The following is a 15,717-nucleotide window of genomic DNA, read 5'->3' as shown; positions in this document are numbered from 1 at the left end:
AGCCGCCGCGCCCTTAACAATCCCGGCTCCCGGCAACAAAAATCGCCGCTGCGCGGAACCTCAGATTCTGACGTCTGGCTTATCGGGTACGGGCGCGATGCAACATCCCTGTAAGTCGCGCCCTCAGCCCGCATCCCTGCGGGCTGCCCCGGCCAGACGTCAGAATCTGAGGCGATTTTTAGCCGGAATTCAAACCCTCAGCCAGGATAAGCGTCAGGCTGGCTTATCCGTTTGAACTGAAAATTTGTGTATAAGAGACAGCCCACAGGGAGAGGGCGAAAACACCGGCCTCTTCTGCGAAGAGGCGCTTTTACCTTGCCGCCGCACTACCCCTGATAAGGGTGATGCGTCACCCAGTGCTCCGCTATCTCCCGGCGGCGGCAGATCCACACGTCGTCAAAGCCCTGTACGTAATCGAGAAAGCGCTGCAGGGCGCGGAAGCGGCCGGGGCGCCCGAGCAGGCGGCAGTGCATGCCGACAGACATCATCTTCGGCGCCGCCTCGCCCTCGGCGTACAGCACGTCGAAGCTGTCCTTAAGGTAGGTGTAAAACTGCTCGGCGGTATTGAAGCCCTGGGCGGTGGCGAAGCGCATATCGTTGGCGTCCAGGGTGTAGGGCACAATCAGGTGCGGCTTATCATTCACCGTGGTCCACAACGGCAGGTCGTCGCCGTAATAGTCGCTGTCGTAGAGCAGCCCCGCCTGCTCCGCCACAAGCTGACGGGTATTGGGGCTGTCGCGGCCGGTATACCAGCCGAGCGGCGCTTTGCCGAACAGCGCGGTGAGAATTTCCATCGCCTGCTGCATGTGCTGACGCTCGGTTTCAATGTCGAGGTTCTGGTAGTGGATCCAGCGCCAGCCGTGGCTGACCACGTCGTAGTCCGCGGCCTTAATCGCCTCCACGATGGCCGGGTTGCGCGCCAGCGCCATCGCCACGCCGAAGACGGTGAGCGGCAGGCCGCGCCGCTGAAACTCGTCGTGGATGCGCCAGAACCCGGCGCGGGAGCCGTATTCATACAGCGAGTCCATCGACATGTGGCGGTCCGGGTAGCTGGCGGCACCGATGATGTCCGACAGGAACTGCTCGGAGCCGCTGTCGCCGTGCAGGACGTGGTTTTCGCCGCCCTCTTCAAAGTTGAGTACGAACTGCAGGGCAATGCGCGCCCCGCCCGGCCAGCGCGCGTGGGGCGGACGTCCGGCGTAGCCCGCCATGTCGCGGGGATAGTTTTCAGTAAAGTGCCATACGGGCCGCTCGTTCGCTGATTGCATGCATTGACCTCTTTCTGTGGCCCGCCGACCTTAGCTCAGCATCGCGAAGCAGCCGGTCAGCGGCTTTTTATTAGGATATGCGAGATCGCCGCGCTTGCTGGTGCCAAGCCCCAGCCCAAGCAGGGATTCCACCATTTTCACCGCGGCGGTGACGCCGTCGATGACCGGGATACCCAGCTCCCGGGTCAGCTCCTGCGCCAGGTTCGCCATGCCGCCGCAGCCGAGCACGATGGCGCCGCAGCCGTCCTCCCGCATCGCGCGGATGCAGCGATCTCGTACTTTACCCTGAGCAAAACCCGTGCCATCTTCCAGGGCCAGCACCGGCAGATCGATGGCGTGCAGCGCGGCGCAGTGGTGTTCAAAGCCGTACTGCTGCAGCAGGTGGCGGGCGATGATCACCGTGCGCGGCAGCGTAGTAACAATGGAGAAGCGCGTCGCCACCAGCGTCGCCACGTGCATCGCCGCCTCGGCAATGCCCACCACCGGCCCGCTGGCCAGTTCGCGGGCGGCCAGCAGGCCGGGATCGCCAAAGCAGGCGATAACGTGGCCCTGGGCGCCCTGTGCTTTTCCCTGCTTAATCTGCTCAAGGACGCCGACGGCGGCGATGGCCTCATCGAAGTGGCCCTCAATGGACTCCACGCCCTGGGTCGGGCAGCTGGCAAGGATAGCGGTACCGGGGGCGGCAACGGCCCGGGCAGCGTCGGCAATGGTCTGGGTCATCGCCGCGCTGGTATTGGGATTAATGACCTGTATACAAAATTCGTGCATCGAAAATAACTCCCTTGACGATAGATAAACGGGCACGCGCATCGCGGTGGTGAAACTTTTGCTCCAACACTGAAACTAACGCACCACAGAAGAGCACGTTCGGCCTGCCGGGTAAAGCCGTCCGGCAGAAAAACCCGCGTCGGGCGGCGGCTGCGCGATATACGAAAAGCTGGCCTGCTTCCTGCAATACACCGGCAGAGACAACGTTTCCGCTTAACAGGAGCAGATTTCATGCCAAACGATGCAGACTACAACAGCAGTTACAGCCCCCGGCTGACCAATAGCGATCTCGCTCCGACGAAGACGCAGAGCTGGTCCTGGTACAACATCTTCTCTTTCTGGATGTCGGACGTGCACAGCATGGGCGGCTACGTGGTGGCGGCCAGCTTCTTTACCCTCGGACTCGCCAGCTGGCAGGTGCTGCTGTGCCTGCTGGCGGGGATCTGCATCGTTCAGCTGTGCGCCAACCTGGTGGCGAAACCCAGCCAGATGGCCGGGGTGCCCTACGCGGTGATCAGCCGCCAGGCCTTCGGCGTGTTCGGGGCTAATATTCCGGCGGTGATCCGCGGCCTGATCGCCTTCGCCTGGTACGGGATCCAGACTTACCTTGCGGCCAATGCGCTGATGCTGGTGGGGCTGAAATTCTGGCCATCGCTCGCCTCGCTGACCGTCGGCCACTTTCTCGGCCTCTCTCATCTGGGCTGGATCTGCTTTGGCATCATGTGGACGCTGCAGGCGATGGTCTTCTGGCACGGGATGAACGCCATCAAACGCTTTATCGACATTGCGGGCCCGGCCGTCTATGTGGTGATGATGGCGCTGGCGGGCTGGATCCTCTGGCAGACCGGCTTCGACGGTATTTCGTTTACCCTCGCCAGCAAAAACCTGACCGCCGGGCAGCAGACCTGGGAGATGATCACCGCCACCGCGCTGGTGGTCTCCTACTTCTCCGGACCGCTGCTCAACTTCGGCGACTTCTCGCGCTACGGCAAGAATATGCAGGAGATCCGCCGGGGCAACCGCTGGGGCCTGCCGTTTAATTTCCTGCTGTTCTCCGTTGTAACGGTGATTATTGTCTCCGGCTCCCAGTCGCTGTTTGGCAAAATGATCGTCGATCCGATCGAGACCGTGAGCCACGTCGGCAACAGCGTGGCGATGGCCATCGGCCTGCTGACGATGATCACCGCGACTATCGGCATCAATATCGTCGCTAACTTCGTGTCGCCGGCCTTTGATTTTTCCAACTGCGCGCCGCAGAAGATCAGCTTCCGCGCCGGGGGCATGATCGCCGCAGTGGGCTCGGTGCTGCTGACGCCGTGGAATCTGTTCCAGTCCCCGGAGCTTATCCACTACACCCTGGACGTGCTCGGCTCCTTTATCGGGCCGCTGTTCGGCATTCTGCTGGCGGACTTCTACCTGATTAAGGGCGGCAAGGTGGCGGTGGACGATCTGTTTAGCGTTTCGCCCCGCGGTCAGTACTGGTACAAAAACGGCTTTAATCCGAAGGCGATTGCGGCGCTGCTGCCGTCAGTAGGCCTGTGCCTGCTGATAAGCTTTACGCCGGCGCTGCACGAAGTGGCGAACTTCAGCTGGTTTATCGGCGCATTTCTGGGCGCCGGCTGCTACCGCTGGCTGGCGCGCGGCGAGCGGGCGGCGGCTGCGGTAAAATTCCGCGAACCCGCCGTTATCGACGAATAATCCTCGCAGGGGCCGCCCTGCGGCCCCCGACTGTTATGCATAGGTCGGCAAACGGCGCAGGGATAAGGAGGCGGGATAAGTTTTTTAATATCCTGCGTTAAGCCGTTTTATTTATAAACGTTAGCCGTTCCGACAAAGCGTCCACAGAAACATGTTTACTATAAACGCGTTTAATAGAACGTATTTTCTTATGATAAATAACTGCCGCAAATACCCATTACTCATGCGGTTATTTGCGGCTTATTTAAATCAAAATATCGTAAACGGATAATCGACAATCACGCGATATTCATCAGCATCGGCATTGCCGCGGGTATTTCCCGGGGCGGTATAGCCTTTTCCTGAACGGTGCACCGCCCAGCGCAGGGTCACGCTGGTGCCTTTTGCCTTACCGTCGGGCACTTCATAGCGCAGAGAAACGTCGCGCTCCCAGTGGCGGGCATTTTTACCGTCCGGATTATAGATGTAGCCATACCCGGCGCTGTTGGGATTGACCCGCGTCAGATCGGCCTTACCGCGCGTGTAGGAGGTACTGAGCTTGAAGCTGGGGGCATTTATGAAGGCCAGGCTGGTCTGATACTGCACCTTCCAGGACTTCTCGTGCGGGCCGTTAAAGTCGGCGTACTGCATCGAGTTGCTGAGATAGAGATAGGAGCCGTCGTTCTGGATCACGTAGTCAAACGGCGTATCGCCGTCGACCTTCTGAAAGCCGAAAGTCAGGCTCTGGCCGCCGCCGGCGAGAGTTAATCCGCTGGTGTAGGTCTGATTATTGATGCGCCCCAGGTGGCTATCGCCCTGGTCCCGCGTATCAAAATAGTGCAGATAGGGCGTCAGGGTGACGCCCTCCGCCAGGCTAAAGGGATAGCTGCTGCCGAGATAGTATTGATTCCAGACGTCGCTGAGGTTACCGGCGTAGGCGGTCACGGTGACGCTTTTCGGTGCGCTGTACACGCCGCCGACCCAGTTCATGTGCGAGCTGGCGCGGTGGGCTTCAACGCCCGCCCTGTTGCTCCCGCCGTAGCTGGTTTTCAGGTGGCTCTGGCCGCTCTGGTTACGCAGACGCGTCGAGTCAACCCAGCCCGCATCCAGCGTCAGGTCATCCACGGTATAGTTCTTCAGACTGACGCCGCGGTAGGTTTGCGGAAACATGCGGCTGACGCCGCTGGCAATGACCGGGTTTTCCAGCAGCTGATCGCCGGCCTGCACCAGGCTGTCGAAGCCGCGTATTTTCAGCGCCCCGCCGAGGGTTGAATAGTTTGATTCCGGCTTGCCTTCTGAATCGAGCGGCATCAGCCCCGCGCCGCCGTGCCCGCCGCCGCCGTCCAGCTTTAGGGCGTAGAAGCTGTGAATATCCGCGCCAAATCCAATCAAGGGCGTATCGGTATAACCGGAGCGAAAAGATAAATAGCCGCCCTGCGCCCACTCCCGCTGATCGCGCCCGGAGGGCGTATGGTGATTATTGCGCTCGAAAAAAGAGTTGCGCAATATCCCTTTAAACGTCGAACCTTCAACAAATCCGGGAGGGATCGCTAATTCGGCTTTCTGCCGCACATTAATATTGGCATCAAGGTTGTCCCGCTGCCCGAGGGAGTTATCGGCGAAGGACTGTTGTTGACAGATTAATAACCCTATGCCCAATATTGGAATAGCCAGGGCGCGCAGTGAATTTATCTTCATATGAATGATATCCTGATGTTATGAAAAACTGAGCCCCGCCTGGCGGCTCTTTTTATTTGCCCTTTATCAATTAGGGCTTAATGACATATAACCTGAAAAATAAAGCGTGTATTAGCTGATGCGTGATGTACCCGCAGCTAATCTGGATAATAGCATCGCAGCCCGCAGTGAAAAGGTGTTTGCTATTGACTGCGCGGAAAGGTGCTTATTTCAGCTATCCGGAGTGTGAAAACTGACGAAGGAAAGTGTAAACGCAGAAATGAAAAAGGGCCACGTCATAAATGACATGGCCCTGAATAGTGGCGGAACGGACGGGACTCGAACCCGCGACCCCCTGCGTGACAGGCAGGTATTCTAACCGACTGAACTACCGCTCCGCGTTGTTGTTCCGTTGGGAACGAGGCGAATATTACGGACTCCCCGATCCTCCGTCAATGGTTTTTCTTCACTTTTGAATCGGTTGCTGCAAAAATCGCCCATCAGGCGCTTTTTTATATCCTCTCTTGCAGAGTCAGGCGCGCCAGAGGCAGCTTCCGCCTTTCTTTTGCACCAAATCCAGGCGCGATTCGTGGGCCGCGAGCTCGTCATCGCTGGCTAAAATCACCCGCAGCTTGCTGGCTGCCCGCACAACGCGCTGAATCGTTGCTTCTCCCTGCGTCTGCTGCGACTCCCCTTCCATCTGAAACGACATTGACGTCTGGCCGCCGGTCATCGCCAGATAGACGTCAGCGAGGATCTGGGCATCGAGCAGCGCCCCGTGGAGGGTTCGCTTGGTATTGTCTATTTCATAGCGCGAGCAGAGCGCATCGAGGCTGTTCCTTTTCCCCGGGAACATTTTGCGCGCCATCGCCAGGCTATCGGTAATTTTGCAGAAAGTTTCGGTCTTGCCGATCCCGCGATTGAGCTTGCCGAACTCGTAATCCATAAAGCCGATATCAAACGACGCGTTATGAATCACCAGCTCTGCGCCCTGGATATAGTCGATGAAGGCGTCGGCCACGTCGCCGAACGTCGGCTTGTCGATCAGAAACTCGTCGGCGATACCGTGAACCATGAAGGCTTCCGGATCCACCAGCCGATCCGGCTTGAGGTAAACGTGAAAGTTGTTGCCCGTCAGCCGGCGGTTGACCACCTCTACGGCACCAATCTCGATGATCTTATGCCCTTCATAGTGTGCGCCGATCTGGTTCATACCGGTGGTTTCGGTATCGAGGACGATCTGTCGGGTAATTGCAGTGTTAATCGCGGTCATTTATGTCAGACTTGTCGTTTGCATGTCGATTCAATAAAGGAAGTCTACCAGAGATGCTCAAACAGGTAGAAATTTTCACCGATGGTTCCTGTCTTGGCAACCCCGGCCCCGGCGGCTACGGTGCGATTTTGCGTTACGGTAAGCATGAGAAAATCTTCAGCCAGGGCTACCGCCTGACCACCAATAACCGCATGGAGATGATGGCGGCCATCGTGTCGCTGGAGGCGCTGAAGCAGCCCTGCGAAGTGGTGCTCAGCACCGACAGCCAGTACGTGCGCCAGGGGATCACCCAGTGGATCCACAACTGGAAAAAGCGCGGCTGGAAAACCGCTGATAAAAAACCGGTGAAAAACGTCGATCTCTGGCAGCGGCTGGACGCCGCCCTCAGTCAGCACAAGATCCGCTGGGAGTGGGTAAAAGGCCACGCCGGGCATCCGGAAAACGAACGCTGCGACGAGCTGGCGAAAGCGGCGGCCATGTCGCCCACTCAGGAAGACGTAGGCTATAAGTCCGGGAGCTGATTACGGCTTACGGTACTGGCGGGTGGCCCCCACGGCCTGACGCAGCCGGGTTTTGGCCTTACTCTGCCGCATCGGATTCAGGGTCAGGGGAACCGTGCGCTTGCGGGCGACAATGACCTGCAGGCAGCCCAGCGCAGGCAAATGCGTACTCAGCAGCGTGCCGCCCTGCCGGCTCCAGGGCAGTACCTGTATCCGCCCCTGATGCAGCACTTCAAAATTGAGCAGCGCCAGCCAGTCGAGCTGGCGCGCCATCCTGAACATCCGGCTATTATAAGGCATCCGCCTGCGCATCACCGGCACCAGCTTGCGCAGGCCGACAAAGCTGAGCGGATTAAAGCCGGTCATAATCAGCCAGCCGTCGTCGATCAGCACGCGGTCGGCTTCGCGCAGAAGCCGGTGCGGGTCTTCGCTCCAGGCCAGCGTGTGCGCCAGCAGGCAGGCATCGACCGATTTTTCGGCAAACGGCAGGTGCAGCGGATCGGCCTTTACCTGCATCGGTTCGCCGCCCAGGGAGACATTTACCTGATGCGAGATAGCGCACGCTTCGGTATTGATTTCTGCGCTCAGATTGCCAATCTTCAGAAGATGAAAACCATACAGTTTCGCCATCCACGGCTTCAGCTGCGCCTCAAGGGCCTCGCGATAGTATTCGCCCCAGGGCATTTCGCGCCAGTGGCCGGGGGCCGTGGCAGTCAGAGGTATCCTTGCCGGTTTCATCTCAACACACCCGCTACGCTATGAGGTAATCAATGAATCTTAACAGTATTTCCGCCTTTCAGGATAACTACATCTGGGTACTGAGCCAGCAGAACGGCGACTGCCTGATTGTCGACCCCGGCGAGGCCGCACCGGTGCTTACCGCCATCGCCGAGCATCACTGGCGGCCGCAGGCCATTTTACTCACTCACCACCACCACGATCATGTAGGTGGCGTAGCGGCCCTGGTAGAAAAGTATCCCCACCTCACGGTTTACGGCCCGGAAGAGACCCGGACCAAAGGCGCCACGCACATCGTCAGCGACGGTGACCACATCACGGTGTTCGGTTCCGAATTTTCTGTATTTTCGACGCCAGGTCACACGCTTGGACACGTTTGTTACTTCAGTCACCCTTATTTGTTTTGCGGCGATACTTTATTCTCCGGCGGCTGCGGACGCCTGTTCGAGGGTACGCCAGAGCAGATGTATCAGTCCCTTGAAAAAATTCGCGCGCTTCCCGATGACACTATCGTCTGCGCTGCTCATGAGTACACTTTAGCTAATATGAAGTTTGCTATGAGTATCCTGCCTCGTGATAAGGGCATTATCGATTACTACAACGAAGTTAAGGAGTTACGTGCTAAAAACCAAAAAACACTCCCCGTTATTCTGAAAAATGAGCGTCATATAAATGTATTTCTCCGCGCAAATGATCCTGATTTAATTAAAGAAATTCCTGAAGAAACAAAATTGTTACATCCTGAACAGCGTTTTGCATGGTTAAGGTCAAAGAAAGATGACTTCTAGACAACCGAGGTTGCCTTTTGCCACTTTCGCCGTTATGATCGCTCGTCTTTTAAGCAACTACATTGACCACATACATGAAGGCAAGAGCGATTATATTCGCCTCTGTCTTGCTTGCGGGCTGCCAGGCCAATCACGGTGGCAGCGTCCAGCAGCATGCACAGAGCCTTTCTGCAGCTAGTCAAGGGGAAGCAGGGAAGTTTGCAAGTCATTCGCGATGGATGGACGATGGGACGTCCTTCGCGCAGGATCAGGACTTGTGGGCCTCTATCAGCGACGAGCTAAAGATGGGAATTCCGGACAACGCCCGGATTCGCGAGCAGAAACAGAAGTATTTACGTAATAAGAGCTATCTCCACGATGTGACAGTACGGGCTGAGCCGTATATGTACTGGATAGCCGGGCAGGTTAAGAAACGCAACATGCCCATGGAGCTGGTACTCCTACCCATAGTGGAGAGCGCTTTTGACCCACACGCGACGTCTGGCGCCAATGCCGCAGGCATCTGGCAGATCATACCGAGCACAGGGCGCAATTATGGTTTAAAGCAGACCCGCAGCTATGATGCGCGTCGCGATATCGTCGCCAGCACTACCGCCGCACTCAACATGATGCAGCGGCTTAACAAAATGTTCGACGGTGACTGGTTATTGACGGTCGCAGCGTATAACAGCGGCGAAGGTCGTGTGATGAAGGCAGTCAAGGCGAACAAGGCGCGGGGAAAACCTGCTGACTTCTGGTCGCTGTCCCTGCCGTATGAAACGAAGATCTACGTGCCGAAGATGCTGGCGTTAAGCGACATCCTCAAAAACAGCAAGCGCTACGGCGTGCAGCTGCCAACGGCAGACGAGAGCCGCGCGCTGGCGCGCGTTCGCCTGGATAACCCGGTCGAACTGTCGCAGGTGGCGGATATGGCCGGCATGTCGATTACCCGTCTGAAGGCATTTAACGCGGGCGTGAAGGGGTCAACCCTGGGAGCCAGCGGGCCAAAGTACGTGATGGTGCCAAAGAAGCATGCTGACCAGCTGCGCGAGTCTCTCGCCTCTGGCGATATCGCCGCCGTTCAGCCAACGCTTGTTGCGGACAATACGCCGCTCACCAGCCGCAGCTACCGCGTGCGTTCGGGTGATACGCTCTCCGGCATCGCTTCACGGCTCGGTGTTTCAACGTCCGATCTCAAGCAGTGGAATAACCTGCGCGGTTCGGGTCTGAAAATTGGCCAGTCGCTGACGGTTGGCGCCGGCAGCAGCGCGGCCCGCCTGGCGAAGAACAGCGACAGCATTACCTACCGCGTTCGCAAAGGCGACTCGCTGTCGAGTATCGCGAAAAGCCACGGCATCAATATCAAGGATCTGGTGCGCTGGAACAGCGATACCGACAACCTGAAGCCCGGCGATCGCCTGACGCTGTTCGTGAGCAACAGCGACAGACCCGATTCCTGACCGTTAGTCATCATAAAAAAGGCACCTTCGCGGTGCCTTTTGTTTTTATGCTGGCTTATGCGCTTCGGCGAAAAGGATATCGCTGGTAAAGGAGCCATCTTCCTGCAGCTCGAAGTAGTCTTTTACCTCCCGGGAGGCGCTCTGCTGATAGAGGCGGATCGCCTCCACCAGCGCCGCCGGGGTACGCATTCGCGTTATCCACGATGAGAACTCCAGCGTCAGACGGTCCGTCTGTACGGAATCCACGATAAGCCCCGCTTCAGCAATCATGGCCAGCCATTCGCCGCTGGCGTAGTCGCGCACGTGCGACGTGTCGCGCAGCGCCTCCACCGTCTGCAGCCAGACGTCGCGCAGCGGGTGGCCCGGCGACATGACGTCCATGACGATCAATATCCCGCCGGGCCTGAGCACGCGTCTGACTTCCCGCAGGGCCTGCCCGACGTCGTGCCAGTGGTGCGCCGAGTAGCGGGTTATCACCACGTCGAAAGCGGCATCGGCAAACGGCAGCGCCTCGGCGTAGCCCTGGCGGGTGGTGATGTTATTAAGCCCCTTCTCCGCCGCCGCCCGGGCGACCACCTCCAGCATCTGCGCCGACAGATCGTAGGCCGTGACGCTGGCGACCTGCCCTGCCGCCGCATAGCTGGCGTGGCCGCCGCCGCAGCCCATATCGAGCACGCGGGCCTCGGGGAAAGCGCTCAGGCGAGCGGTCAGCTGCTGGAGATCGCGCCCGGTCGCGTGAACCGCGCTGGTTAAATAGGCCTTTGCCTGAGCGCCAAACTGCTTATCAACGTTGCCGTGGTGGGAGTTGTCTGTCATGTGTTGTCCTTTATGTTAAGAGAGAAAAAGGGCAGCACCTTGCGCGTGCAGGCCTGCCCGACGGCAGACCTGACATAGCGTTATCGTTCAGGCTTGCCGGGACTGAATTCAACGAGTAGCGGATTGTGATCGGAGGCGCGGGTTACCAGCACGGAGGCGTCGTGAACGCTCAGGCCCCGGTAGAAAACAAAATCGAGCGGACGGCCAAACGCCCGGCGGCGCTGGTCGTCGCTAAAGCGGACCTCGCGCAGGGACATCTCGCGGGCAAAGCGGTAGAGCGCATTCATTCGCGGACGGCTCCAGGTATTGAAGTCTCCGGCCATGATAATAGGTCCGCTGTGGTGCGCGATCTGGTCGCCAATCGGCAGCAGCTGCTTGCTGTAGACGTCAACGCCGAGGCTGAAGTTGACGGCGTGAATGTTGACCACCATCAGCAGGCGCGAATCGGGGAGCGGGTAAACGGTCACCAGCGCCGATTTCGCCAGCCGTAAGATAGGCTCGCGCTCGCGCAGCGGGCAGCAGTAGACGGGATGCGCCGAGGAGAGCGTCATCACGCCAGACGGGTTTTGCGGCAGCACGAACGCCGGAACCTGATCGGCGGCAAGGTAGTTAGCGGTGGCAAAGCGCACCAGCTCAGGCGTGGTCTGGGCCTCCTGCAGCAGGACCAGATGGGCATCTTTACCAAAATTCTGCAGCACCGACTGCCATTCGGCGCGCTTTTGCTTGAAGATGTTCCACACCAGCACGCGGATCTTCTCTTCGCTGCTCAGCGGCGCGCCGGCGGGTAATGCCTTGCCTACGGTCGAGAACGGGCCGGGAGGTAAAATCCTCTCTGCGGGCTGTCCGGCTATGTAGCGCATGGCATAGGTATTTTTTCGCACTTTCGGCTTAAGACCTCAATAACAGAAAAGCCACGCTGCGTGAGCAGGTGGTTCTTCTGTTATAGGGATTTTTACCCACACTTTCAACGCTCTTTACCAGAAAGATTAGCTTCTGCGGTGAGTAAACACTGACTCACCTACCCCAATCGGCGGCAACTTTTGCTGGTTTATCAAGGCGGCGCGGATGGCGAGCAGTACAAAAATCGCGGCAGCGTTTACCCGAGGCCGGAGTGCGCTACCGTCAGGCCACCGATGATGGCTTCGGAGGAGATAAGATGACAGGCGGCGTGCCCGGGTGGTTAAATAACAAAAAAATTCAAAGTCTCAATTAAATATTGCAGCAGGAGCAAAAATGAGAGCGACTTCAGAAGAGATTGCCATCTTTGTCGCGGTAGTGGAGAGCGGCAGCTTTAGCCGTGCCGCAGAGCGGCTCAATCAGGCCAACTCGGCGGTCAGCCGTGCCGTAAAGAAGCTGGAGTCAAAGCTGGGCGTCAGCCTGCTGAACCGCACCACCCGACAGCTGAGCCTGACGGAAGAGGGAGAGCGCTATTTTCGCCGTATGCAGGGCGTACTGCAGGAGATGGCGGCAGCGGAGAATGAGCTGATGGAGTCGCGGCACACGCCGAAGGGACTGCTGCGTATCGATGCGGCAACGCCGGTGGTGCTGCACTATCTGATGCCGCTGATAAAGCCGTTCCGCGAGCGCTATCCGGAGATCGCGCTATCGCTGGTCTCATCGGAAACCTTTATCAACCTGATCGAACGAAAAGTCGATATCGCCATTCGCGCCGGTACCCTGTCGGACTCCAGCCTGCGGGCGAAACCGCTGTTTATCAGCTACCGCAAAATTATTGCTTCGCCGGACTATATTGCCCGACACGGCAGGCCCGAAAGCGTGGCTGAGCTGAGCCAGCATATCTGCCTGGGCTTTACGGAGCCGCAGACGCTGAATACCTGGCCGCTGTCATGCTGCGATGGACAGCTGCACGAAATCAGCAGCGGACTCTCCTCCAACAGCGGTGAAACGCTCAAGCAGCTTTGTCTGAGCGGAAACGGGATCGCCTGTCTGTCTGATTACATGGTGGATAGCGAAATTGCGCGGGGAGATCTGGTGGAGTTACTCGCCGAGCAGCGGCTGCCGGTGGAGATGCCCTTCAGCGCGGTTTACTATAGCGACCGGGCGGTCAGCTCGCGGATCAGGGCATTCATCGATTTCCTCGTAGAGCATGAGGCGCAGCGACGGCCATCCTCCGGCGGCAGCTGATCCCGCAGGCATCAACCCTGCCAGTACGATCCGTTATCACAGCGGGCTACTCCACAATGTCATCACCGTGACTCAGATGCGCAGTTCAGGTTCGCCGGCTGCGCCCTCGTGCCGAATAATTAGACGTCTCTCTTTTCCCTTCGCTATTGATGGTAGCTGGAGCATGCCTTCGGGTATTTCCGCAAGTCAGTCGTCGGCTTTTTTTAGTTATTTAACTTAAACGTATTTAGTTTCATGCCGATAACGGCAGTCCTACGCGCTCCCCATTCGTAGATAATAACTAACAAGAGAACTTTGTTTTATGAAAAATTTACGTATTTTGTTGGAAAATATAAAAGTCGGTAAAAAACTCATGTTGGGATTTGGTCTTCTACTCCTCCTGACGATTGCTGTTGCTGGCTGCGGAATAAAAAATCTGCAGATTATTGAAAAGCGGGCGGAAAAACTCAGTGAACTGAAAAACATTAACGATCGGTTTGCTCAGGCCAAGGATGCCCGCCTGCAGTATGTAAAAACCCACGATGAAAAATTCCTCGCTGAAAACGAAGCGCATTTGCAGGTAATAGAGAGCAGTATTAACCGGCTCAAAACCTGGCGCTGGGAAAGCCAACAAGCTGATTTAATCTCATCGCTTCCCGTCACCATGAATATATACCGAAAATGTCGAGCGGAGACGGTCAGAGAAGTCGCTAAACGCCAGAATATTTTACAAAACCTGCGGCTCACGGATGAAATAGCAACAGCGTATTCCATATCAAAGAATTACAGCAGTATGCCGGATGAAACTCAGGTAGCGCTAAAAGAAGTTAATAAGTCACTTAACGGTATTCGCGTGCGCGTGAATCTTATGGCGCTGGAAAACAGTGAGGCTAACCGGATGGCTCTGTCAGGGTTTTTAACTGAAACGATTCGGCTTATCGGCGTTGCCCGGCCCTATCTGCGCGCTGAAGACAGTACAAGTCTTGAAAAAATTGCGCAGCTGCTGGAAACAAAACATCGTAGTATTGAGGACTACAATGCTTCAGCGCTTGCTGAAGCCGAAGCAACGCGGCAGCTTGCACTGGCCGGCGCGCATTTGATAAGCACCAGTAATCAGCTATTTAACCAGCAACTGATCTCTACACACGCCGATATCACGCGGGCTATTCTCTGGATGACTCTGATCATTGCCGCGGCGATTATCGCCAGTATTGTGATTGCCGTCTTTATTACCCGCCAAATAACGACTCCGCTTTCTGCAACCCTGAATGTCGCGCGCCAAATTGCCAGCGGGGATTTGAGTATCGATCTCAGGACAACCCGTAAAGATGAGTTGGGTGAACTGATGCAGGCCGTGGGCGGCATGAGCAACAATCTGCGGGGAATTATTGCGGATATACGCAGCGGCATAATCCAGGTGAGCAATGCTTCTACGGAAATTGCCGCCGGGAATAACGACCTTTCGGCACGCACTGAGGAACAGGCCGCCGCCCTGGAGCAGACGGCAGCCAGCATGAATCAATTAACCGCGACCGTAAAACAGAACGTAGAGCATATTCACCATTCGAGTCAGCTTGCGCGCACCACTTCTGAGACGGCCAATAAGGGAGGGATACTGGTCAGAAGCGTAGTCGAAACGATGGATCAGATTAGCAATAGCTCGGGTAAAATTGCAGAGATCACCACCGTCATTAACAGCATTGCGTTTCAGACCAATATTCTCGCGTTAAATGCGGCTGTCGAGGCTGCGCGCGCCGGAGAGCATGGGCGAGGTTTTGCCGTTGTCGCCAGCGAAGTGCGAAATCTTGCTCAACGGAGTGCCCTGGCGGCGAAAGAGATTGAAGCGCTGATTGGCGAATCGGTGGAGCGCATCGACAGCGGATTCACCTTAGTCAGGCAGGCGGGTAAAACGATGGACGATGTTGTAGAGTCCGTCGACAGCGTTACCAGTATCCTGAATGAGATCGCTGAGGCATCAGACGAGCAGAACTGCGGTATATCTCAAATCGGTGTTGCTATCGTGCAGATGGATAAAGTCACGCAGCAAAATGCGGCGCTGGTCCAGGAGTCCTCAGCCGCCGCCAGCGCGCTTCGCGACCAGGCATCGGCGCTTGAAGGTTCGGTATCGCGCTTTACTGTCCAGTAGGTTCATAAAGAGCGGGGCTCCCCCGCTCTTCTCTATGGGCTGAATCGCTGTTAGCCTATCTTCCGGTCCAGACGTTTTCGGCAGTAAGCACCAGGACCTCCTTCTGTGACCGCTGCAAGCGGAACTCCCCTCTTCAGAAACAGTGGCCTGTACAGCGTATACATTGCCCTTAAACCGACGTGACGAATGGCTGTAGTGTTCTGGACTACGGATGCGGGGTCATACAGGAATGAGGACGGGGTCCCGGAAGCAATGGGTAAGATGAGCGAAGGAGAATTCGCGATCTTCGAAAACGAAAAAGCCCTGAGCAAATGCTCAGGGCTCTTAATAAGTGGCGGAACGGACGGGACTCGAACCCGCGACCCCCTGCGTGACAGGCAGGTATTCTAACCGACTGAACTACCGCTCCACCGAATTTTTCTACAACCACCGGCTGTCACCCCGGCTTTACTGCTTATACTGTCGAACCACTTACGACGATATCGCAAATGCGTTCTTAAATT

The 15,717-nt window shown here is 57.1% G+C and carries 13 protein-coding genes and 2 tRNA genes; 6 read left to right on the top strand and 9 right to left on the bottom strand.

Going from position 1 to position 15,717, the window contains the following annotated elements:
- Nucleotides 1-326: 326 nt before the first annotated feature.
- Together puuE and hpxA are read right to left on the bottom strand one after the other, a co-directional pair.
- Nucleotides 327-1,268, bottom strand: coding sequence for an allantoinase PuuE (gene puuE, locus ENGE1_RS25225; RefSeq protein WP_048255281.1), 942 nt, complete (start codon nt 1,266-1,268; stop codon nt 327-329).
- A 30-nt stretch (nt 1,269-1,298) separates the two neighbouring features.
- Entirely contained in the window at nt 1,299-2,036 is a 738-nt protein-coding gene (gene hpxA, locus ENGE1_RS25220; RefSeq protein WP_043085846.1) for an allantoin racemase, read from the bottom strand.
- 231 nt (nt 2,037-2,267) lie between these two features.
- Between hpxA and ENGE1_RS25215 the strand changes: the two genes are divergently transcribed.
- Nucleotides 2,268-3,734: an NCS1 family nucleobase:cation symporter-1 gene (locus tag ENGE1_RS25215; protein WP_048255283.1), complete on the top strand. Its 1,467-nt coding sequence runs from the start codon at nt 2,268-2,270 to the stop codon at nt 3,732-3,734.
- Nucleotides 3,735-3,983: 249 nt separating this feature from the next.
- Here the strand turns inward: ENGE1_RS25215 and ENGE1_RS25210 are convergent, their stop codons facing one another.
- The 3 genes from ENGE1_RS25210 to dnaQ form a co-directional block, all read right to left on the bottom strand.
- Nucleotides 3,984-5,411 (bottom strand): OprD family outer membrane porin, encoded by a 1,428-nt coding sequence (locus ENGE1_RS25210; protein ID WP_048255286.1) that lies wholly within the window; start codon nt 5,409-5,411, stop codon nt 3,984-3,986.
- Nucleotides 5,412-5,711: 300 nt separating this feature from the next.
- Nucleotides 5,712-5,788: transfer RNA gene (locus ENGE1_RS25205), tRNA-Asp, on the bottom strand.
- A gap of 134 nt (nt 5,789-5,922) precedes the next feature.
- Nucleotides 5,923-6,654, bottom strand: a complete 732-nt coding sequence (gene dnaQ / locus ENGE1_RS25200) for a DNA polymerase III subunit epsilon (protein ID WP_086499947.1) — start codon at nt 6,652-6,654, stop codon at nt 5,923-5,925.
- A 62-nt stretch (nt 6,655-6,716) separates the two neighbouring features.
- Here dnaQ and rnhA point away from each other — a divergent pair, with 62 nt between their 5' ends.
- Complete coding sequence (rnhA, locus tag ENGE1_RS25195; RefSeq protein WP_043085851.1) at nt 6,717-7,184, top strand: ribonuclease HI; 468 nt, start codon at nt 6,717-6,719, stop codon at nt 7,182-7,184.
- Here the strand turns inward: rnhA and ENGE1_RS25190 are convergent, their stop codons facing one another.
- Nucleotides 7,185-7,901: a class I SAM-dependent methyltransferase gene (locus ENGE1_RS25190; RefSeq protein ID WP_043085853.1), complete on the bottom strand. Its 717-nt coding sequence runs from the start codon at nt 7,899-7,901 to the stop codon at nt 7,185-7,187.
- Nucleotides 7,902-7,933: 32 nt separating this feature from the next.
- Between ENGE1_RS25190 and gloB the strand changes: the two genes are divergently transcribed.
- Both gloB and mltD read left to right on the top strand, forming a co-directional pair.
- Nucleotides 7,934-8,689 carry a hydroxyacylglutathione hydrolase gene (gloB, locus tag ENGE1_RS25185; RefSeq protein WP_048255289.1) on the top strand — a complete coding sequence of 252 codons (756 nt, stop codon included), beginning with the start codon at nt 7,934-7,936 and terminating at the stop codon, nt 8,687-8,689.
- A 74-nt stretch (nt 8,690-8,763) separates the two neighbouring features.
- Entirely contained in the window at nt 8,764-10,128 is a 1,365-nt protein-coding gene (gene mltD, locus ENGE1_RS25180) for a murein transglycosylase D (protein ID WP_043085856.1), read from the top strand.
- Nucleotides 10,129-10,173: 45 nt separating this feature from the next.
- On the opposite strand, the gene ENGE1_RS25175 is transcribed toward mltD, so the two are convergent.
- On the bottom strand, nt 10,174-10,944 hold the full coding sequence (locus tag ENGE1_RS25175; protein WP_048255291.1) for a class I SAM-dependent methyltransferase: 771 nt from the start codon (nt 10,942-10,944) through the stop codon (nt 10,174-10,176).
- Between the two features lie 80 nt (nt 10,945-11,024).
- Complete coding sequence (locus tag ENGE1_RS25170) at nt 11,025-11,825, bottom strand: endonuclease/exonuclease/phosphatase family protein (protein ID WP_071883435.1); 801 nt, start codon at nt 11,823-11,825, stop codon at nt 11,025-11,027.
- Nucleotides 11,826-12,177: 352 nt separating this feature from the next.
- Between ENGE1_RS25170 and yafC the strand changes: the two genes are divergently transcribed.
- Nucleotides 12,178-13,089: a DNA-binding transcriptional regulator YafC gene (gene yafC, locus ENGE1_RS25165; RefSeq protein ID WP_048255292.1), complete on the top strand. Its 912-nt coding sequence runs from the start codon at nt 12,178-12,180 to the stop codon at nt 13,087-13,089.
- Nucleotides 13,090-13,390: 301 nt separating this feature from the next.
- Complete coding sequence (locus tag ENGE1_RS25160; protein WP_048255294.1) at nt 13,391-15,214, top strand: methyl-accepting chemotaxis protein; 1,824 nt, start codon at nt 13,391-13,393, stop codon at nt 15,212-15,214.
- A 332-nt stretch (nt 15,215-15,546) separates the two neighbouring features.
- Here ENGE1_RS25160 and ENGE1_RS25155 read toward each other — a convergent pair.
- Nucleotides 15,547-15,623 (bottom strand) — tRNA-Asp (locus ENGE1_RS25155).
- Nucleotides 15,624-15,717: the final 94 nt, after the last annotated feature.

The sequence above is a fragment of the Pluralibacter gergoviae ATCC 33028 = NBRC 105706 genome (assembly GCF_001598855.1).
Lineage (GTDB): Bacteria > Pseudomonadota > Gammaproteobacteria > Enterobacterales > Enterobacteriaceae > Pluralibacter > Pluralibacter gergoviae.
The sequence above is the reverse complement of the archived record's forward strand: the minus strand, read 5'-3'. Positions and strand labels throughout refer to the sequence as shown.

Excerpts from the sequence above, each read along its gene's own strand:
- puuE (WP_048255281.1), bottom strand. The coding sequence starts at position 1,268 with ATGCAATCAGCGAACGAGCGGCCCGTATGGCACTTTACTGAAAACTAT.
- hpxA (WP_043085846.1), bottom strand. The coding sequence starts at position 2,036 with ATGCACGAATTTTGTATACAGGTCATTAATCCCAATACCAGCGCGGCG.
- ENGE1_RS25215 (WP_048255283.1), top strand. The coding sequence starts at position 2,268 with ATGCCAAACGATGCAGACTACAACAGCAGTTACAGCCCCCGGCTGACC.
- ENGE1_RS25210 (WP_048255286.1), bottom strand. The coding sequence starts at position 5,411 with ATGAAGATAAATTCACTGCGCGCCCTGGCTATTCCAATATTGGGCATA.
- rnhA (WP_043085851.1), top strand. The coding sequence starts at position 6,717 with ATGCTCAAACAGGTAGAAATTTTCACCGATGGTTCCTGTCTTGGCAAC.
- ENGE1_RS25190 (WP_043085853.1), bottom strand. The coding sequence starts at position 7,901 with ATGAAACCGGCAAGGATACCTCTGACTGCCACGGCCCCCGGCCACTGG.
- gloB (WP_048255289.1), top strand. The coding sequence starts at position 7,934 with ATGAATCTTAACAGTATTTCCGCCTTTCAGGATAACTACATCTGGGTA.
- mltD (WP_043085856.1), top strand. The coding sequence starts at position 8,764 with ATGAAGGCAAGAGCGATTATATTCGCCTCTGTCTTGCTTGCGGGCTGC.
- ENGE1_RS25175 (WP_048255291.1), bottom strand. The coding sequence starts at position 10,944 with ATGACAGACAACTCCCACCACGGCAACGTTGATAAGCAGTTTGGCGCT.
- yafC (WP_048255292.1), top strand. The coding sequence starts at position 12,178 with ATGAGAGCGACTTCAGAAGAGATTGCCATCTTTGTCGCGGTAGTGGAG.
- ENGE1_RS25160 (WP_048255294.1), top strand. The coding sequence starts at position 13,391 with ATGAAAAATTTACGTATTTTGTTGGAAAATATAAAAGTCGGTAAAAAA.